Consider the following 18,905-nt stretch of genomic DNA (forward strand, 5'->3'; position numbering starts at 1 on the left):
ATGCCGCGGGCGCGCTCTTCAGGAGCGGCGTCGATCTGGTCATACGCCTTGAACTCACCAAAGAACTTGGTGATCGCTGCAGTCAGCGACGTCTTGCCATGGTCAACGTGACCAATCGTGCCGATGTTAACGTGGGGCTTCGTACGTTCGAATTTGCTCTTTGCCATCGCCGTTGTTCTCTTTGTTCTAGAACCGCTCAAGCGCCAGCACAAAAGCCTATTGGCTTCCGGGCCAGCATTTATGCCAAAACGGAACGGCGAACCGCCCGTCGATGATTCCTTACACGCCAAACCGCTCGGAAAAATTTGGAGCGGGTAGCGGGAATCGAACCCGCGTATTCAGCTTGGAAGGCTGCTGCTCTACCATTGAGCTATACCCGCGCACTCTTAACTCTGATCCGACAGTGGTGGAGGGAGTTGGATTTGAACCAACGTAGGCATAGCCAACGGATTTACAGTCCGTCCCCTTTAACCACTCGGGCATCCCTCCAGATATCACTATCAGCAGAGTCGAGCGACTAGGCATTTCCGCGGGGCTTCTGGCTGACTGTTGGGCCAGCCGTCGATCCGCGAGGGGCCTTATGACGATAAGCTTATCCCCTGTCAACAGGGTAAAAGCGAAAAGAATGCATGTCTGTTCACAACGGCGTGGAAACATTGCCTTCTCCGGCCCGTTCATGCGGGAAGAAAGGCCCGGTTTGGCGGGCTTTGCAAATTATTCTGCAATCAGAACAGCCTGATAGCATTTGCAGGGCTGGCCGCTATCTTCCGCACTGCTAAAGAGCTATAAGCACGCCATGACCGATCAAAATTCACCCCGCACACCAAAAGATTCTCATTATGCGCGCCTGCGCCGCCAGCATCGCGACCAGAAGGCCGGAACGGAAGGCAAATCACCGCGCAAGCCGCAGCGTCCTTCCATATCGGCAAGTGCCGTGACCGAAGGAACGGTACGCCTTTATGGATTGCATACGGTCCGCGCCGCCGTGGAAAACCCGGAACGCAGGATACTGCGCATGCTGGCGACACGAAACGGATTCGCACGTCTGGAAATCGGAGAGGCCGAATCTCTCCCCTTCCCTGTCGAAATCGTCGATCCGCGCGATATAGACAAGGAAACCGGTTCGGAAGCCGTCCATCAGGGCGTCATGATCGAGGCCGAGCCGCTGCGCGCCAGAAAGCTGTCCGAACTGAAGGACAGTCCGCTGCTGCTCGTGCTCGATCAGGTGACCGATCCGCATAATGTCGGCGCCATCATGCGTTCAGCGGTAGCCTTCGGTGCCGGTGCGCTGATTACGACAAGCCGCCACAGCCCGCAGGAAACTGGCGTCCTCGCCAAAGCAGCCTCCGGAGCCCTCGAACTGATCTCTCATATCGAAGTGCGCAATCTGGCCGAAGCGATTGAGGAACTTCATAGCCTCGGATTCCAGACCATCGGGCTTGATTCGGAGGGGCCGCTGGAAATGGAAGCCACCTTGTCCGGCGGACGAATCGCTCTCGTGCTTGGTGCGGAAGGCAAAGGCCTGCGTCAAAAGACACGCGAAACGGTCACCGCGCTTGCCCGCCTCGACATGCCGGGCGAAATAAAGTCGCTCAACGTATCGAATGCGGCTGCAATCTCGCTTTACGCTGCCGAGAGATATCTCCGCGCACGTTGAGTTGATTCGCCTGTAAAAATTCTCCCGGCTGGCCTTTCCATCCGGGAGAATGGCCAAAAGTCGAGTCGCTCAGGCCGTAGCGATATAGGTGCGGATATCTTCCGCCTCGCGTTCGACATCTTCGATGCGCCGTTTCACCACGTCACCGATTGAAACGATTCCCACGAGCTTGCCGCCTTCTTCCACCGGCATATGGCGGAATCGGCTCCTCGTCATGATTTCCATCACCTGATTGATCGTATGATGTTCGCGGCAGACCTGCACCTTTGCCGTCATTACTTCGGCGACGGGCATGCTCATGGCCTTGGTCTCCTGCGCAGCAACGGCGCGGACGACATCGCGTTCAGACAGGATTCCCTTGATTCGACCGGCCTCGTCGCACACCACCAACGCGCCGATCTTGTGTTTGTTCAGCATGGCGACAGCGTGGGACAGCGTATCGGCAGGCGCGATAACCACCACATCCCTGCCCTTTGTCTCGAGAATCGATCTTACGGTCATGCCAAAGTCCCTCCAAGATTAAAGCATTTCCGGCAAACGCGTGAAGCGGTTTTGCGTCGGATAATGCTTAAAACAAAGAGCTAGAGCGGTTCGACTGTTCTCTAATGAGGGAACAGCTCTAGCACTCGCTGCTTCGGGCGTTTCAGCGCCATATGAAGCAGAACGCAGCTCCTCCCACCACGTTCCATGATGGTGCGCTCTGAACGTCGGATTAGCAAGTGGCATCAAATGGGGAAGAAGGCCTTTCTGAGCCAGATTCCTAGCGCCTCAGAACCGCATCGTAACTGCGCGGGCGGTCCATCAGTGAAATGCCGAAAAAACCGGCGATGAAGCCGCCTATATGCGCTTCCCAGGCGATGCTGGAAAGGTCTGCACCGCCAGTCGAGTAGAGACCGGTAATGATGTTGATCAGGAACCAGACCCCGACAAAGGTCAGAACAGGCTTCAGCGTCAGGGTGAGCCCCACCGGAAGTACTGGCCCTGCAAATTCTGATTTGCGTCCGTGGCCGATGCGCCGGAAGCCGTAGCGCGCCGCAGCACCCATCATGCCCGAAATCGCTCCCGAAGCACCCACCAGCGGTGAAATACTGTCCGGATAGATCGCATAATGGGTCAGACCGGCGATAACCGACGTGAAGACCCAGAAAACTATCATCCGCCCGGTGCCGATGCGGCCCGCAAGCGGAGAACCAAAGGCGGCGAGCCAAATCATGTTGACGACCAGGTGCGCAATTCCGCCATGCATGAAGGAATAGCTGATGAGCGTGAAAAGCGCGGTCGGATCAGTAAAGCCGCCCGCAAGTGAGAATCGCGCCGGAATGAGCGCGAAGTTCAGCATGAAGCTGTAGTTCTGCTGCTCGCTGATGAGATAGTTCTGATAGACATACACCGCCGCGCACAGGCCGATAAGCGCAAGAACGACGCCGGGTATATTGAAGATCGGCTCGCTACCGCCTGACCGGCGGTTACTGCCGTCCGTTTCCGGCTGGGGAACGCTCATGAACTGCTGCTTTCTCATCCTTGCACGCCGACAACCGGGCCAGGTCGGCCCCTTACATCGGGTGGAAGCATCTAGATAGGGCAAAATCTGTTAAAAATAAAGGCCGACGGAGATACCCGGTCGGCCTGTCCGCGAACAGAATATTTCGCGAAATTAAATCTGGAGCTCAGAAAAACGCCAACCAAGTCAAAGGCTTCGTCTGATGCCTTATCAAAGCGCGTCTTTTAAAGCAGTGCAACCATTACTTATTGTTAACCTTAACGGACGAGCCCGGTGGATGAACAAAGGGTTAAACTGGCATCCTCCCCGTTAATACTATTTTAATGCGTCCACCAGCGGAGCCTGTCTCCGCGTGCAACGGAAAAACCAACGGCGCATGATGAAACACCGCAGTACGATCGCGATTTTCAGCGAATGGCAGCGACTGGCCCGCACGGAACGCGGCACCTTTCGCGCGCCGATGCGCGAGCGGATCGAGCCGCGCAAGCTGGGGCGTCATCTGTCCGACCTCTTCTTCCTCGAGGCTGGAGAGCATGGGGACCTGTCGTTCCGTCTGGCTGGAACGCGCATCTGCACCCTTTTTGGACGCGAACTGAAGAACACGCGGTTCCTCTCGCTCTGGTCCGAACGCGACCGCGCCGCACTTCGGGAAACCTCGCAAAACGTCAGTGGGCTCGAGATCCCTGCCCTCGTCTCGCATGTTGGAATCAGCATGTCGGGACGCAGCCTGGGGCTGGAAATGTTCCTCGCCCCGCTCGAAGCGGCGGACGGCCAGATCAGCATACTCGGCAGCATTGCAGTGCTTGATTCCGTCACGTGGGTAGGCGCCGACCCAATCGTGCTCGGCCATTTGAATTCCATCGAGCCGGTGGCGCCCGATCTGATTCTCGCGGACGACGTGCGGCAATCGGCAGCCGTAACCGTAAACGCACCCCGGACAGGCCGACAGTGGACGAATATTCGCCTGACGGAACCGCATGCAGCGCCGAAATTGCGCGTCATCAAGGGCGGCAAAGCCTGAAACAGGTCGCAATCGCGATTTCTCTTTATCAGTCCGTGCTGTAATGTGCTGACGTGGAGCGGACAAAATTCGAAATGGATCGGCTTTGATGAACAGATTTGCTGCGGCCCCCACTGCCAGCAATGTGCGGCAGGAAAACTTCAACGCCGTGAATGTCGATCTCAACGGTCGCTACATGCTGGAAAATCGCAGCGAATTTCCGTGCGTTATCAAGCGCATGTCGCCCGGCACGGCCCTGATGAGCGGCATAGCGACACCGCGCAACGGCGAACGGATCATCGCCTATATCGACCATGTGGGGCGGATCGAAGGAATTGCCCATGAGGTTACATCCGAGGGCTTCCATATTCTTCTGGCGACGTCCGAGCAGAAGAAGGACAAGCTTTCGGCACAGCTGACCTGGCTTGCCAACAAGCACGAGCTTGCCCTGCCCGAAGACCGCCGTCACGAACGCGTCGTGCCGCACAAGAACCGGCAGAACATCACTTTTGCCGACGGCACACAAAGGCTGTGTCGTATCGCCGACCTTTCGCTTTCAGGTGCGGCAATCGAAAGCGAGTTCAAGCCCGCGATCAAAAGCAGTGTCATGCTCGGGCCGATCCGGGGAACTGTCGTACGTCATTTCCAGGATGGTTTCGCAATCGAATTCGCCACCATCCAGACCAGCGCGACACTGGACAATCTTTTCGGCTGAAAGCATCGGCCCAAAAGATAAACGCGCGTCAAGGTTACGGAATGGCAAACCGCGAAACGACCGAAATCACAAAAAAGCCATAAAAATAGCCCGATTTGCCCTGAATTTGTCCGTCCGTTGACAAAAAGTTTCGGCGTTATTTGCACTTTTAATCGAATTTAACTCGCATTTTCGCGCTTAAATTTGCGTGCCTTCAAATTGTCTAAGTCATCTTGGTCTCCAACAGGGAGACAAAAGAATGACGAAGCAGACCATCATTGCAGCCATCCTGATGCTGCTCGGAATCGGACTGGCCGAGGCTGCAAGCCCCGCCGCCAATTCCCCGTGGATGACGACGGGCGAGCGCACGTCACAGCCGATCGGCCATTATGAATTCTGCGACCGGTACAAGTCCGAATGCAATATCACCAGCCGCAACAGCAACATGCTGAAGCTGACCCCGGAAATCTGGAAGCAGATCATCACGGTCAATGCGAGCGTCAACGAAAAGATCGCGCCGATGACCGACATGGAAGCCTGGGGCCGCGAAGAGTATTGGGAATATCCGACAACGGTGGGCGACTGCGACGACTATATGCTTTCGAAGCGCCGCGAACTGATGACGCTCGGCATTCCGGCGAACACCCTGCTTTTCACGGTGGTTCGACAGCCGAATGGCGAAGGCCACGCGGTTCTGACCGTCCGCACCGACCGCGGCGACTTCATTCTCGACAATCTCGATACCCGCGTTCTCGCCTGGAACAAGACCGACTACACTTACCTGAAGCGCCAGTCGACCACGAACACCGGCAGCTGGGTCTCGATCAAGGGCGACCGAGAACTGCTCGTCGGCAGCATCAAGAACTGATCAAAAAGAAAAACTGAAGAAGGACGGGCGCCAGTCTCCCTCTGGCCCCGTCCTTATTCATTTCACGCAAGTTCCAAGCCGCGCATGAAGGACCGTGCCTTCTCGACATAATGCGCTGCCGAAGCCTTCAGCTTTTCAACCGCCGCCTCGTCCAGTTCCCGAAGAACCCTTGCAGGAGAACCGACGACCAGCGAGTTATCCGGTATTACCTTGCCCTCGGTGACTAGTGCCCCTGCCCCGATCAGGCAGTTCTTTCCGATTCTCGCACCATTGAGAACGATGGCGCCCATGCCGATCAGTGTGTTTTCACCCACCGTGCAGCCATGGAGTATGGCTCGATGCCCGATGGTGCACCCCGCCCCGACCGTCAGCGGAAAGCCGATATCGGTATGCATGATGGTGTGTTCCTGAACATTGGTATCGTCGCCGATGGTGATAGGCTCATTATCGCCCCGCAAAACGGCGCCGAACCAGAAACCGGCATTTTCACCCACGACGATCTTGCCGATCAGGGTCGAATCGGGCGCGATCCAGTTGCTGCTGCGATCCACGAATTGCGGCTTGTGCCCGTTATAAGCATAGATCGGCATGTGCTTTCCTCCATCAGCAAACTCGATATTGAATCGCTAAGCTGTTTCAGGTCGCCAGACAAGCACGGTTTCACGCTCTGTTAACCATAGAAGACAGATATTCGAGCCAAATGGAAACAGCACCCGATTACACCGCCTCGAAAATGGGCAACCGCCTCTTCGGCTGGCTGCTGTTGGCCGTTGTCGCGCTGGTCCTCCTTTCGATCGCCGTGAATATCGGGGGGCGTCTGCTCGGTCCGCTGATTGCCCGGGGCGGCCATTCCGACAGCACGCAGGCTTATGAGATCATCATCGGCAACAACGTCCTCTCGATTCCCGCCAATATGATCCGCTTTTCGAATCAGCGGCGCGACGGAGTGACGGGCCGCCTCGATCTTTACGCCCGCTGGCCGGGGCTTACCGGCTATACGGAACGCGACCGCGCCATCTTCAACCTTCTTACCCCGAAACGGCACCTCATTTTCATGTCCATAGAGCAACGCACCATGTCCCGCGACATGAGCGGGCGTTACCTGCCGATCTACGCCGAGCTGATAGAACCCGGCGGAGAAACCGCTCCCGGAAACCTGACGGTACACCGGTTTCTGGAAAACAGCGGCTACAAGGGCGAGGAACTGGTGCTCTCCGACACCAGCAGCGGCAAGCCGGAATTTGTCGCACGATGCCTTGCCGACAGCGCGGCAGAAAGCTTCAATTCGTGCGAACGCGACGTCCAGTTCGGGCGCGACTTGCAGATACTCTATCGATTCCCCCGATCCATGTTGGGCGACTGGAAGTCACTGGACAAGGCGGTCGTCGATTTCGCCAATACTCATCTTCTTGATGGCAAACGCGCCAACTGATTCCGGACGAGCGTGATTGAGTGCCGGGTACCGAAGGCCCGGAGGGCCTGTTCGATCCTGGCTTGCTGGTGTCAATCGATGGATTGGAGCGGTATCGGCTGTCCCGATCGTTCCCGTTCACGCATCATTCCTGAAATGCTCGTTGTCCCTCTCCGTCGAACTTGATCTTGTTCAACGGAACCCCGCTCATGACATGCTCCTCAGTGGAGCTTAGAACGATTTCCAGCTTCAGCATTTCTGCCGATCCGAGCAGCTTCCAGCATCCTTTTCCAACGGGCAGGGAAAAGTTGCTTTCCTTGACATAGACTGCGACGGCGTGAGCGCCATCGCATTTAGCGACACTTGGAGGTTCATCCAGAATCTCGATCACCGACAGGGAGCCGTCGTCCTGCTCGGTTTAGATGGTGCCTAGAACTTCTGCCCGCGCCGGAAACGACAGGCCGATCAGGAGGACGGTGAGTGAAAAGCGGAATTTCATGAAGTCGCACCGAAATCAGTCGCAGATTTCATAACTGCTCAGTTCAGCATGCCGGACAAGGTCAGAGCGGCAGCAATGATCTTCATGCATCCTCGCAAGCGTGTTTCAACAACAAAACGCCCTCTCCATGGGAAAGGGCGTCAAGAGCATTCCTGCATGGGCATGGGCGTCGCCTACGACGCACTCGCCGCTGCCGATCAAAGATCGACGTCGAGAATTGCCATCGAGAAATTGTAGGAGAGTTCGCCTTCGTCCTCATCCTTGTAGATCAGACCCAGGAATTCGTCCTCGAGATAAAGCTCGGCGGAGTCGTTCTTGCGCGGGCGTGCCTTGACCTGCAGGCCGGGATTGTTGAAGGTCCGTTTGAAATAGGCGTCCAGTTTTTTGAGTTCTTCGGGTTTCAACCGGCTTCTCCTGATATTGAATTGAGCCGGTTTATTGCACCCGGCATTTTCTTATGTAAACCCCTGACATCGACTATCCCAAGGGGCGTGGCCAGCTAATCGCCGCTTGCATCACAATATAGGCCGCCTGCGGGAGAAAACCAGCAAGCGGCCCGATTTCCTGACATCGGTTGGCCTCAGTGATGGAAAATGGATCTAGATTCCGTCACCCAGCATCTGGTCCATGACACGGGAAGGTTCCGCGCAGCCCGTGTCGCCCATGATCCGGGCGGGCACACCAGCGACGGTGACATTGTTGGGAACGGGTTTCAGAACCACCGAACCGGCTGCGATCTTGGAGCAATGGCCGACTTCGATATTGCCGAGAATTTTCGCCCCCGCGCCGATCAGCACGCCATGGCGGATTTTCGGATGACGGTCCCCGCTCGATTTGCCCGTACCGCCCAGCGTAACCCCGTGGAGGATCGACACATTGTCTTCAATCAGGGCCGTCTCGCCCACGACAAGACCGGTCGCATGATCGAGGAAGAGTCCGCTGCCGAGCCGCGCCGCCGGATGAATATCGGTCTGGAAGATCGATGAGGAACGGCTTTGCAGGTAATAGGCGAAATCCTTGCGGCCTTCATGGTAAAGCCAGTGCGCTAGGCGGTGGGTCTGTATCGCATGGAAACCCTTCAGATAAAGGATCGGGTCCATGAAGCGGCTATAGGCCGGATCGCGATCATAAACCGCCTGAATATCGACGCGGACAATCTGCGACCAATCTGGATTGGCATCCAGCATGGCATCAAAGGTCTGGCGTAGAATATCGGCGCTCAGGTCGGCATGGCCGAGACGCTCGGAAATGCGATGCATGACCGCGTCTTCCAGACTAGGCTGGTTGAGGATCGTGGCATAGAGGAACGTGCCCAGAACGGGATCATTCTTGGCCGCTTCCTCCGCTTCGGCACGGATGGAATGCCAGATAGGATCAACCTGACCCAGACCGGGGGTCGCTTTCGCTGATGTGCGAACGGACATATGCATACTCCAGTTTTGCACCGCGCGAGGGAAGAGACAGCCGTGCTTTCGCTCTGTCCCCGCACCGCAATACGAGTTCGGCGCGCAGCATACAGCATTTCCAGCAAAAGTGTGAAACGGTTTTGCGTTCGGAAATGCGCACCTGCAAATAGCAATCCTCGGTTGTCCGGGGGATTGGCTTAAAATGCCTTGCCTGCCACCGCCGAGTTTGGCGCAGCATCCAAGGTGCGTGCTTTGCTGAGGATCAAACTCCCGTCAAAGCGGGTTTTCTTTCAAAAACCCAAGCACTGCCTGCTTGTAGACCTTGTCGCCCACGGCCAGCATATGGTCGCGGCCCGGAATGTCGACCGCCTGTCCATTCGGCAGAAGATCGGCGAGTTCCTGTGCGCTGCCGGCAATATCGTCGGTCGTGCCGACTGCAACGAGAACAGGCTGCATGATGCGCGCTATCGCGGCAGCCGGAACAAGTTCCTTGGAGGTGATCACGCAGGCTGCAAGGGCGATACGGTCGCTCCTGGTCTGGTCGGCGAATTTGCGGAACATCTGGCCACGCGGATGCGTGATCGTCGTCGGGTCTTCGGCAAGCAGCGCCTCTCCAATCGGCTCCCAGTCGCCCGCGCCCGTTACCATGCCGATGCCAAGGCCACCGAAAACGGCACTGTGAACGCGCTCGGGATGTTCCAGCGCCAGAAATGCCGAGATACGCGCGCCCATGGAATAGCCCATGACATGCGCATTTTCGATGCCGAGATGATCGAGAAGCGCTGCCGCATCCGCCGCCATTTTCGTCGGCGTGTATTCGTCCGCATCATGGGGCTTCGCTGAAAGCCCGTGCCCGCGATTATCGATGGCAATCACGCGATATCCGGCTTCGGTCAGCGTTCGGAACCAGCCGGGCGAAACCCAGTTGACCAGACTTGACGAAGCAAAGCCGTGAATGAGCAGGATCGGATCGCCTTCACCGTCCTGACGATAGGCCAGGCGCAGGCCGTCATGTTCGAAATATTCGATATCGAGGGCACTCAATTCCTTATTCCTCTTGGGACATTTCCGAGCCAAGGTGCGAAGCCTTTGCATCAGGAAAATGCGTAAAACAGATAGACAGAGCGGTTCCGCTTTAGCTGGAACACCTGACTGCGATCAGGACCGACAAACACCGCAAATCACGCGGTGGGTGGCCCTGTCGCCAAGCTTTATGCCGGTTTGCTTGACCGTGCCGGCCAGAAGTTCCACGACATACGCCGCCGGAACCTCGGATGAAATGATATTTTCGGAGAATGGCACTGCATTTTCGTGAATGGCCGATACGCGTCCCTTGTCGTCAAGGAAGACCATATCGAGCGGCGACGGTGTATTCTGCATCCACATCATGACGCGGCGCATCTCGCCAAACACGAAGATCATCGCCCGGTCCCGGGGAAAGTCCGTGCGCCACATCAGGCCTCGAACGCGAGCGTCGTCAGTATCCGCCACTTCAAGCGCAAAATTCACCTTGTTGCCGTTGGCGGCGACGAATGTCAGCGGCTCCTTGTCGACCGGCAGCCTCATCGGTTGTGCTTCATCAGCCTGAGCGGTGAATGCGAGAAAAACAAATGCAAAAGCAAGAAAAATGCGGCCCATGACCTGCCTATTCAAAGAAAGAAACCAAGCCGGAACCTATCAACGGGAGGTGATGACCACAAGACCGCGCGAACAGCCACGCCGCGCCCTCACCTGCTTGTTACAGCGATCGGGTAAAGCCGGCGCACTATGAACAGCCGCACTCCAGAACGCGCTTCGATCTGACGGGATCAGATGGACGCTCCGCCTTCTTCTATATCAAGCATAAACTTGAACGCCTTCGTTTCACTCTGGCCGGATTATGCTCTAGTGAGAAACAGGAATTGCCGTTCCGATATCCGGATGGATCTCAGCAGCCATCAGGCCCTTGTCGCCCTCACCGAAGCGGATCAGCACCACCTGACCGGGACGCAGTTCCATCATGCCGAAACGACGCAGCGTTTCCATATGGATGAAAATATCTTCCGTGCCTTCGCCGCGCGTCAGGAAACCGAACCCCTTGGTGCGGTTGAACCACTTCACAATCACGCGCTCAAGTCCGCTCGACGGCGTGACGGTGACATGGGTGCGCTGCGGCGGCATCTGCGCGGGATGAACGGCGGTCGAGGTATCCATCGACAGCACGCGGAAACATTGCAGGCCGCGCTCGCCCTGCCGGACCTCACAGACGATGCGAGCACCTTCCAGAGCGGTCTGGAAACCATCGCGACGCAGTGAAGTCACATGAAGAAGAATGTCATTAAGGCCCGGCTGGTCCGGAACAATGAAGCCGTAGCCCTTGGCTACGTCGAACCATTTGATATGGCCCGAAATTTCGATGATATCGCCCAGCTCTTCCGAGGCGTGCTGGCTGCGAAACTGGTCATTTGACACAGACTTGTCCGCCATGCGTTCGCCCCTCCTCTGTTCTTCCATTGCGATTCCGACCTGATTCTTGTCCAAAGAATAACACTTCCTTAACCGGAGGCGGCAAGTCCAAACTTGTGTCAGTCCCCATGAAGACCACACACTTCACAACTTCATGGTTACTTTTCCCGCGCGGCAGCCCTCGCAACCCGCCAACCACTTCAAATATGGCCGGTCGCCGATTTGGCAATGAGGGTCCGGGGACATTTCCGGTCACATCTGCGGCTCAAAATTCTTGAACCCTGTTCTGTGGGTGATAGCTTGACGTTCGGTCTCCGACATCGGATTCGATATCCCCGCCGAACCAATCGGCGTTCCATGCGTTTCACGAGCGTCAGCCCATGAATTACAACAGCCGAGGAAAAGACTATGCGCTATCTGCACACGATGGTCCGAATTCGCGACATCGATGAATCTCTCGATTTTTATGTAAACAAACTCGGCCTTGAAGAAATCCGCCGCACTGAAAATGAGAAGGGCCGCTTCACGCTGATCTTTCTCGCCGCGCCTTCCGATACGGACCGGGCAAAGGCGGAACGCGCGCCGGAACTGGAACTGACCTACAACTGGGACCCGGAAACCTATATGGGAGGCCGCAATTTCGGCCATCTGGCCTATATGGTCGACGACATCTACGCCACCTGCCAGAAGCTGCAGGATGCAGGTGTCACCATCAACCGTCCGCCGCGTGACGGTCATATGGCCTTCATCAAGTCACCCGACGGCATTTCCATCGAACTGATCCAGAAGGGCGAACGTCTGGCGCCACAGGAGCCTTGGGCTTCCGCCGAAAATATCGGCAGCTGGTAACAAAGACATGCATAAAACAAAAAGCCCGGTCGCGAGACCGGGCTTTTTTCGATCCTGAACGGCTATTCCGTTCCCTGAATGGCAGCAAGCTGCCATTCGCCGCCATCCTGGCGGGTGAATGTCCAAAGCTCGACGCTTTCCACCGGCTCATTCGGATTCCCTTCGACGACGGCGCCGGTATTGCGATCCAGCATGACGTCGATTGCTGAATAGCGGATCGCGACGGTTGCGTATTCGGCGTTGCCTTCGCGCCAGGCTTCGGAAACATCGCCCTGCAAAAGCTTGACATCCTTCACTTCGTTGCGCATGCCGCTGGAAGCGATCTCGCCCAGTTCTTCAGCCAGATAGGACATGGCTTCCGGGGTCGCGAGCTTGCGCAACGCCGCGTAGTCCTCAAGGCCATAGGCTGTCTGGACTTCAGAAAGCATCTGCTCGAACCGGTCCAAATCTTCCTGACCGACATCCATCGGCTCGTCTTCAACGGCCGGAGCAGCCGGAGCAGCGTCCTGCTTTGTCTCAAACGGGTTTACCGATGGGGTGCGACCACCAAAACCCGCCAACGGCCCGGCCTGGGCAGCGGCGGATTTTGCCGCGCCAAAGGGCTGGGCGCCTGCATTACCGGCACCTGCCGCTGCCGGCTGGCGGCGGTTCGCGAACATGCGCATGACGAACATGGCAATGAGCGCGATCACGGCAACCTGCAGGATCAGGCCGAACATGCCGGCAAGACCGCCAAGGCCGTTGCCGAGCAGCATGCCGATAAGGCCGCCGACGAGAAGACCGCCGAGCATGGAACGACCGAAATTGCCGAACATGCCGCCGGAACGCTGCGCCTGAGCAGCATTCTGCGTTGCGCCCGCCGCCGGGCGGCTGGTTTGTGTAGCGCCGGTATTGGGCGTCATGGAACGTTCGATGGGAGCTGCGTTGTTAGGCGCGGTGCGGGTTGGCGCGGGTGCCGAATAGGTGCGCGCACCACGGCTGCCGAAACCGCCACCGCCCGCGCGGCGAGCCTCGGCGAAATCGACCGCAGCAAAGGAGGCAATCAGCCCCAGCACCATTGCAGCTGTCAGTTTGGTCAGGCGGTTTCCGGAACCCGGCATCGGTTTCTCCCACTTAGAGTCATGTCTGAATGTTTAAGTGCTCATATGGGAATTCGCCCCCGCCCCTCACAAGAGCGTGAAGACAAAAAACTGAAGAATTTCAAATGGCCCGGAAACGCTCTAGATTGGCAAAGCCGCGTCCAGAATCTGGATCTGGGGAGTGACCGAGCCATTCCAATGGTTTAGCGACAGATTGCCTGCGACATGGACACTCTGGCCGATATTGTTGAACAGGAAGCGTCCGAGATCGCCTTCCGCCGCCCGGAAGGCTATGGCGTTGACGCGCTTTCCATCCGCGCCGCGCAGTGTAACGCGCACATGATCGCGCCCGACGCCCCGCACATCGGCCAGTATGTGATGCGGCAGCGCCAATATGGGCTGCGGATGCGCCGAACCATAGGGCCCCGCCTTCTGCAAGGCTTCATAAAGCGATACGGTGGCGCCCGATGCGGCCAGCGCGCCATCGATGGAAAGGCTCTGATTTTCTCGCAGACGCGAGACGATATGCGCCGACTCTTCTTCAAGATAGGCACGCAACGCGCCAAGATTGCCGCGCTCGATGGTGATACCGGCGGCCATGGCGTGGCCGCCGCCCTTGACGAGCAGCCCACGATCCATCGCCCCGCGAACCAGTTTGCCAAGATCAAGCCCCATGATGGAGCGACCGGAGCCCGACCCAACGCCATTGGCGTTGAAGGCGATGGCAAAGGCCGGCCGCCGCGCCTTTTCCTTCAGCCGCGAGGCGAGCAGCCCCACAATGCCGGGATGCCAGCGGTCGCTTGCCGTCACGATCACCGAGGCGCCCGCACCACCGGAGATTTCCAGCGAGGCTTCCGCTTCCGCCTCCATGAGCATTTCCGCTTCCATGGCCTGCCGCTCCTGGTTGAGCCGGTCAAGCTCCACAGCGATGCGATCTGCCGTTGCGGGATCATCCAGCGTCAGCAGTCGCGCGCCAAGCCCGGCGTCGCCGATGCGCCCGCCCGCATTGATGCGCGGCCCGATCAGGTAACCCAGATGGAAGACATTGAGAGGCTCTCCAATCCGCGAGACGCGGGCAAGCGCCGCAAGGCCGACATTGCTCTGTGATCGCGCAACGAGCAGTCCCTTCACGACGAAAGCGCGATTGACGCCAGTCAGCGGCACCACGTCGCAGACCGTGGCGAGCGCCACGAGATCGAGCAGGGAAAGCAGGTCCGGGCCCGCCCCCTTGCCACGCTCCCGCAATATCTTGGTCACCTGCACCAGCGTCAGAAAGACCACGCCTGCAGCGCAGAGATGCCCTTGCAGCGAAATATCGTCTTCTCGGTTCGGGTTGACGATAGCCACGGCATCTTCCGGCAGATCACCACCCAACTGATGGTGATCGAGCACGACGACATCGGCGCCTGCCTGCTTCGCGGCTGTAATGGATGGCGCGCTGTTGGTGCCGCAATCGACTGTGACGATCAGAGTTGCGCCCTTGGCGACCAGATCGCGCATGGCATCGGGATTTGGGCCGTAACCTTCGAAAATCCGGTCGGGAATATAGATGGAATGCTGAATGCCGTAATGTTTGAGAAAACGCGACATCAGGGCGGAGGAACAGGCCCCATCCACATCGTAGTCGCCGAAAATGGCCACGGTCTCGCGGCGCAGAATGGCATCGGCAATGCGCCCTGCCGCCTTGTCCATATCGGTGAGCGTCGCCGGATCGGGCATGAGATTGCGCAACGTCGGGTCGACAAACTCAGGCGCGCCTTCCACCGACACACCCCGCCCGGCCAGCACGCGCGCGACGAGATCGGTAATGCCGTGATGCTGCGCAATGGCAAGGGCCGTGTTGGCCTCACGCAGGCCAAGCCGGTCCACCCATTTCTGCCCGGTTGCGGATTGTTTTATTCCGAGGAAAAAGCGCTCTGTCGTCATGAGATTCTAAAGACACAAAAGGCGGCAGACGGTCAAGCCGGACGATTTTTATCGCGCCAGTCGGCAGGACTGAGCGACGTCACCCGCCGGAACTCGCGATTGAAGTTCGATTTGGTCTGAAACCCGGATTCAAACATGACGGTTGTTATCGAAATGTCGTCCTTCTCAAGCCGACGGCAAGCTTCGGCAATTCGATAATCATTGATAAAACGGGAAACATTCTGGCCTGTCAGCCGGTTGACGGCGCCCGATATCTGGCGCGCCGGAATGGAGGCTCGTCGAGCCAGCCGCGACAGCGTCAGATTTTCATCGAGAAAGAGCTTTTGCTCAGTCAAAAGCGCTTCGACCTTATCCAGAACATTGCGATCTATTTCGGCATCCGGCGCCGATGGCGTCGTTTCAAAATCCGCTTCTGGCGCAGCTTTGGCGCGAGCTGCCGTCAGCGCGGTCAAGCCGATAAGGAACAGGCCGAGCAGATTGGCATTGCCGATGATCGCAGCCGTGTAATCGCCTTTCCGCCATTCGAAATCCAGCACCACCATCAGATCGAACAGGGCGGAAAAACACAAGGATGCAGCGGCAATGACAAGAGCCCGATGAGCTGCCACCGCACTATCGAGGCGCGCCGCATCCAAGGCATCGGGACCGGAGCGCCCTAGCAACAGCAGGGCAAGCGCATAGCCAACGTAAAGCCCAATCAGCGCCGCATCGATCAAACCCGGCGCGAAGTAGACCATTGCGGCAATGACGAATGGCGGCAACGCGTGAAACCAGACCAGAACGGTATCGTCTGCTTTCGACTGATGGATGAGGCTTCTGAAACTCATCAGCGTCAGTCCCGGCAGGCAACTGGCTACAACAGGCAGAACAAAGCGCAGTTCTGTAATCCCGTAGCCCCAGCGCAAACCGACAATGAGCGACTGCAACGCGCACAATCCCAACACGAGCAGGAAGGGCCGGTTCGCTCCGCGCCAGCCGAACCGATGCAGAAGAACGGCCATCAGCAGAAGCATCAAAAGGGAGGAAACGAAAGGCAAGGGAATGAAAATCATAAAACACACACGAGTGAAACGCAGACAGCCGATCATGGCCCAAATCGTGATCCGAAACGACCTGAATCATGATCAAGGACGCCGTTCGTGTGAAAACAGGTGACGGTCTCCCTGTTCCATCAATCAGCGGAGACCGTCATGTTCCCCTATCATACCGTCATATTCCTTCTTGCCCTTTTCGTCGCCGCCCCCAGTCAGGCTCATGAGGTCGGCCAGCGGGAGATCAACTTCACCAATGCGGAAACAGGCCGCACGCTTGAAGTCGGTATATGGTATCCAGCCGCGGCCGGTGGCAAAGCTACTTTGATCGGCGACAATATTATTTTCAAAGGTGCTCCGGCTGTGATCAATGCCACACCGGAAAAAGACAACTTCCCGTTGCTTGTCATGTCTCACGGTTCCGGCGGTCGTTCTGAGAGCATGACCTGGCTGGCAACTGAATTGGCCAAAGCCGGATTTATCGTCGCAGCCCCCAACCACCCCGGTACAACCAGTGGCGATTCCACACCGCAGGACACGCCGAAAATCTGGGAGCGCACCGGGGACCTGTCGGCGGTGATCGATACGATGACAACGGACCCGACGTGGCGCGCAATAATCGACAAGGACAGGATCAGCGTTCTCGGCTTCTCGCTCGGCGGTGCTGCCGCCATGGAAATTGCAGGCGCAAGAGCCAATCTCGAAGCTTATGCCCGCTATTGCGATGCTTACAGCAAATGGGATTGCGCATGGTACGCCGGTGGCGTTGGCTATCGAAATGGCGGGCAGATCAAGGTCGACAAGGTTGATTTGCGCTCAATCGACAGGAACCGCTTCGAGCAATCCAATCTCGACCGCCGCATTACATCAGCTGTCATCGTTGATCCCGGTCTTGCGCAAGCCTACGATGAACAGAGCCTTGCATCGATTTCAATTCCGATGACCTTCATCAATCTCGGCGAAACCCAGACCGTTCCTCCGGGAGTGGTGGCCGACAAGCTGGCATCGATCACGCCCAAAGGAACTTATGCGGTTGTCGCTGGCGCCACCCATTTCAGTTTTCTGCCCGAATGCAAGGAAGGCGCCGCAGAACATCTGAAAGCCGCCGGAGAAATAGACCCCATTTGCAGTGATGGTGCCACTCGTCCGCGTGCCGACATTCATGCTGATGTCACACGACTTGTATTGAAGGCGTTGCAGCCTCAGCCAAAAACCTGAACCAGAACAGACAAAGGCGGCATTCTGCAATGCCGCCTTTGAGAAACTTACGCTGATCCAGCTGAACTAAACGAAGGACCGACAGGTCCTAGAACTTCGACAGATCCTGATGGCGCGCCTTGATCTCACGGACAGTCTGCGACGAAGAACGCATTACGATAGTATGCGTCTGGATATAATCGCGGGCAAACTTGACGCCCGAGAGCATGTTGCCGTCCGTCACGCCGGTCGCGGCGAAGAGCACGTCGCCCTTGGCCATTTCTTCCATCGTATAGACCTTCTTTGGGTCTGCGATGCCCATCTTGGCGGCGCGGGCGATCTTTTCGTCGGTATTGAGCTGGAGACGGCCCTGCATCTGGCCGCCGATGCAGCGCAGGGCTGCCGCTGCCAGAACGCCTTCCGGCGCGCCGCCAATGCCGATATAGATGTCGATGCCCGTCTCGTCGGGATTGGTTGTGTGCATCACACCGGCCACGTCACCGTCGCCGATAAGGCGGATTGCGGCACCCGTCGCGCGCACTTCCTCAATCAGACGCGCATGGCGAGGGCGATCCATGATGCAGGCGGTGATTTCATTCGGCTTCACGCCCTTCGCCTTGGCGACCGACATGATGTTGTCCGTCGGGCTGGCATCGAGGTCGACGACGCCCTTCGAGTAACCCGGACCGACGGCGATCTTTTCCATGTAGACGTCAGGCGCGTAAAGCAGGTTGCCCTTCTCGGCAATCGCGATCACGGCAAGCGAGTTCGGCAGGTTCTTGGCGCAGATCGTCGTGCCTTCCAGCGGATCGAGCGCGATATCGACGTCCGGCCCCTGCTTGGTGCCAACTTCTTCGCCGATGTAGAGCATCGGCGCTTCGTCGCGCTCGCCCTCACCGATAACCACCGTTCCGGCAATCGGAAGGCGGTTCAGTTCCTGGCGCATGGCATCGACGGCCGCCTGATCGGCAGCCATTTCGTCGCCGCGGCCACGCAGCCTCGCCGCCGCCACTGCTGCACGCTCGGCCACGCGGACCAGTTCGAGTGTGAGAATGCGATCGAGTCCGTGGGGTTGCTGCTCTGCGGTCTTGGCCATTTGAACAAAGTCCTGAATTCGAATTGCGTGGATGGGGCGCATCACGCCCGCTACTGCCGCCTCTTATAGCGACACTGTGCAAACCTTTTGTCAAAGTCCCCCGCCCCCTGCAAGGGCGGGAAAGCTAAAAACATTGTACGCTCAAACTCTTAATCGATTTAAGCAATACACGGTTCGTTTCACCTCCCGGCCGGATGTGAACACTCACACCCGGCCAGAAGTTATTAAACAACCGAAAGATGTTGA

General features: G+C 57.6%; 21 protein-coding genes and 2 tRNA genes. 7 read left to right on the forward strand and 16 right to left on the reverse strand.

The genetic code is table 11. The features are described 5' to 3' along the window. The 3 genes from ACOWVS_RS18035 to ACOWVS_RS18045 all read right to left on the reverse strand — a co-directional run. The coding region (locus ACOWVS_RS18035; protein WP_420984178.1) for a GTP-binding protein at nucleotides 1–200 on the reverse strand (200 nt) is incomplete at its 3' end. A gap of 106 nt (nucleotides 201–306) precedes the next feature. Further along, nucleotides 307–380, reverse strand: a tRNA-Gly gene (locus ACOWVS_RS18040). A 24-nt stretch (nucleotides 381–404) separates the two neighbouring features. Further along, a tRNA-Tyr gene (locus tag ACOWVS_RS18045) sits at nucleotides 405–489 on the reverse strand. Between the two features lie 307 nt (nucleotides 490–796). Between ACOWVS_RS18045 and rlmB the strand changes: the two genes are divergently transcribed. Continuing rightward, nucleotides 797–1,657 carry a 23S rRNA (guanosine(2251)-2'-O)-methyltransferase RlmB gene (gene rlmB, locus ACOWVS_RS18050; protein WP_025090595.1) on the forward strand — a complete coding sequence of 287 codons (861 nt, stop codon included), beginning with the start codon at nucleotides 797–799 and terminating at the stop codon, nucleotides 1,655–1,657. Nucleotides 1,658–1,726: 69 nt separating this feature from the next. Here the strand turns inward: rlmB and ACOWVS_RS18055 are convergent, their stop codons facing one another. Beyond that, nucleotides 1,727–2,158, reverse strand: a complete 432-nt coding sequence (locus tag ACOWVS_RS18055; RefSeq protein WP_006467047.1) for a CBS domain-containing protein — start codon at nucleotides 2,156–2,158, stop codon at nucleotides 1,727–1,729. A gap of 259 nt (nucleotides 2,159–2,417) precedes the next feature. After that, nucleotides 2,418–3,158 (reverse strand): rhomboid family intramembrane serine protease, encoded by a 741-nt coding sequence (locus ACOWVS_RS18060; protein ID WP_021585949.1) that lies wholly within the window; start codon nucleotides 3,156–3,158, stop codon nucleotides 2,418–2,420. A gap of 379 nt (nucleotides 3,159–3,537) precedes the next feature. On the opposite strand from ACOWVS_RS18060, the gene ACOWVS_RS18065 reads away from it, so the two are divergent. The 3 genes from ACOWVS_RS18065 (at nucleotide 3,538) to ACOWVS_RS18075 (ending at nucleotide 5,720) form a co-directional block, all read left to right on the forward strand. Beyond that, the gene (locus tag ACOWVS_RS18065; protein ID WP_025090596.1) at nucleotides 3,538–4,179 is read left to right on the forward strand and encodes a PAS domain-containing protein; all 642 of its coding nucleotides are present in this window, start codon (nucleotides 3,538–3,540) and stop codon (nucleotides 4,177–4,179) included. An 88-nt stretch (nucleotides 4,180–4,267) separates the two neighbouring features. Then, entirely contained in the window at nucleotides 4,268–4,873 is a 606-nt protein-coding gene (locus tag ACOWVS_RS18070; RefSeq protein ID WP_006470308.1) for a PilZ domain-containing protein, read from the forward strand. A 238-nt stretch (nucleotides 4,874–5,111) separates the two neighbouring features. Further along, nucleotides 5,112–5,720: a transglutaminase-like cysteine peptidase gene (locus tag ACOWVS_RS18075; protein ID WP_021585952.1), complete on the forward strand. Its 609-nt coding sequence runs from the start codon at nucleotides 5,112–5,114 to the stop codon at nucleotides 5,718–5,720. Between the two features lie 62 nt (nucleotides 5,721–5,782). Here the strand turns inward: ACOWVS_RS18075 and ACOWVS_RS18080 are convergent, their stop codons facing one another. After that, nucleotides 5,783–6,310 (reverse strand): gamma carbonic anhydrase family protein, encoded by a 528-nt coding sequence (locus tag ACOWVS_RS18080; RefSeq protein WP_021585953.1) that lies wholly within the window; start codon nucleotides 6,308–6,310, stop codon nucleotides 5,783–5,785. Between the two features lie 110 nt (nucleotides 6,311–6,420). Between ACOWVS_RS18080 and ACOWVS_RS18085 the strand changes: the two genes are divergently transcribed. After that, entirely contained in the window at nucleotides 6,421–7,152 is a 732-nt protein-coding gene (locus ACOWVS_RS18085) for a hypothetical protein (protein ID WP_031346337.1), read from the forward strand. Nucleotides 7,153–7,276: 124 nt separating this feature from the next. Here the strand turns inward: ACOWVS_RS18085 and ACOWVS_RS18090 are convergent, their stop codons facing one another. From ACOWVS_RS18090 to ACOWVS_RS18115, 6 genes are all read right to left on the reverse strand, one after another. Next, nucleotides 7,277–7,522, reverse strand: a complete 246-nt coding sequence (locus ACOWVS_RS18090; protein WP_247644431.1) for a hypothetical protein — start codon at nucleotides 7,520–7,522, stop codon at nucleotides 7,277–7,279. 305 nt (nucleotides 7,523–7,827) lie between these two features. Next, nucleotides 7,828–8,034 (reverse strand): DUF3126 family protein, encoded by a 207-nt coding sequence (locus tag ACOWVS_RS18095; RefSeq protein ID WP_006467055.1) that lies wholly within the window; start codon nucleotides 8,032–8,034, stop codon nucleotides 7,828–7,830. Nucleotides 8,035–8,229: 195 nt separating this feature from the next. After that, the gene (gene cysE / locus ACOWVS_RS18100) at nucleotides 8,230–9,054 is read right to left on the reverse strand and encodes a serine O-acetyltransferase (RefSeq protein ID WP_006470306.1); all 825 of its coding nucleotides are present in this window, start codon (nucleotides 9,052–9,054) and stop codon (nucleotides 8,230–8,232) included. Between the two features lie 255 nt (nucleotides 9,055–9,309). After that, nucleotides 9,310–10,080, reverse strand: a complete 771-nt coding sequence (locus tag ACOWVS_RS18105; protein WP_021585956.1) for an alpha/beta fold hydrolase — start codon at nucleotides 10,078–10,080, stop codon at nucleotides 9,310–9,312. 114 nt (nucleotides 10,081–10,194) lie between these two features. Continuing rightward, on the reverse strand, nucleotides 10,195–10,674 hold the full coding sequence (locus ACOWVS_RS18110; protein WP_021585957.1) for a DUF192 domain-containing protein: 480 nt from the start codon (nucleotides 10,672–10,674) through the stop codon (nucleotides 10,195–10,197). Between the two features lie 246 nt (nucleotides 10,675–10,920). Next, the gene (locus ACOWVS_RS18115) at nucleotides 10,921–11,502 is read right to left on the reverse strand and encodes a cold-shock protein (protein WP_006470303.1); all 582 of its coding nucleotides are present in this window, start codon (nucleotides 11,500–11,502) and stop codon (nucleotides 10,921–10,923) included. A gap of 387 nt (nucleotides 11,503–11,889) precedes the next feature. Here ACOWVS_RS18115 and gloA point away from each other — a divergent pair, with 387 nt between their 5' ends. After that, nucleotides 11,890–12,330, forward strand: coding sequence for a lactoylglutathione lyase (gloA, locus tag ACOWVS_RS18120; protein WP_021585959.1), 441 nt, complete (start codon nucleotides 11,890–11,892; stop codon nucleotides 12,328–12,330). A 62-nt stretch (nucleotides 12,331–12,392) separates the two neighbouring features. Here gloA and ACOWVS_RS18125 read toward each other — a convergent pair whose 3' ends face one another. The 3 genes from ACOWVS_RS18125 to ACOWVS_RS18135 all read right to left on the reverse strand — a co-directional run bounded on the left by ACOWVS_RS18125 (nucleotide 12,393) and on the right by ACOWVS_RS18135 (nucleotide 16,336). Next, nucleotides 12,393–13,430 (reverse strand): Tim44 domain-containing protein, encoded by a 1,038-nt coding sequence (locus tag ACOWVS_RS18125; RefSeq protein WP_075041961.1) that lies wholly within the window; start codon nucleotides 13,428–13,430, stop codon nucleotides 12,393–12,395. 120 nt (nucleotides 13,431–13,550) lie between these two features. Continuing rightward, on the reverse strand, nucleotides 13,551–15,335 hold the full coding sequence (gene recJ / locus ACOWVS_RS18130; RefSeq protein ID WP_025090419.1) for a single-stranded-DNA-specific exonuclease RecJ: 1,785 nt from the start codon (nucleotides 15,333–15,335) through the stop codon (nucleotides 13,551–13,553). Nucleotides 15,336–15,367: 32 nt separating this feature from the next. After that, a complete protein-coding gene (locus ACOWVS_RS18135; RefSeq protein ID WP_313664874.1) occupies nucleotides 15,368–16,336 on the reverse strand; it encodes an AraC family transcriptional regulator in 969 nt (322 codons plus the stop codon). A gap of 189 nt (nucleotides 16,337–16,525) precedes the next feature. On the opposite strand from ACOWVS_RS18135, the gene ACOWVS_RS18140 reads away from it, so the two are divergent. Further along, nucleotides 16,526–17,584: an alpha/beta hydrolase family protein gene (locus ACOWVS_RS18140; RefSeq protein ID WP_075041962.1), complete on the forward strand. Its 1,059-nt coding sequence runs from the start codon at nucleotides 16,526–16,528 to the stop codon at nucleotides 17,582–17,584. Nucleotides 17,585–17,672: 88 nt separating this feature from the next. Here the strand turns inward: ACOWVS_RS18140 and glpX are convergent, their stop codons facing one another. After that, nucleotides 17,673–18,659 (reverse strand): class II fructose-bisphosphatase, encoded by a 987-nt coding sequence (glpX, locus tag ACOWVS_RS18145; protein ID WP_006470299.1) that lies wholly within the window; start codon nucleotides 18,657–18,659, stop codon nucleotides 17,673–17,675. Nucleotides 18,660–18,905 lie beyond the last annotated feature (246 nt).

Source organism: Brucella sp. IR068 (genome assembly GCF_049065885.1).
Taxonomy (GTDB): domain Bacteria; phylum Pseudomonadota; class Alphaproteobacteria; order Rhizobiales; family Rhizobiaceae; genus Brucella; species Brucella intermedia.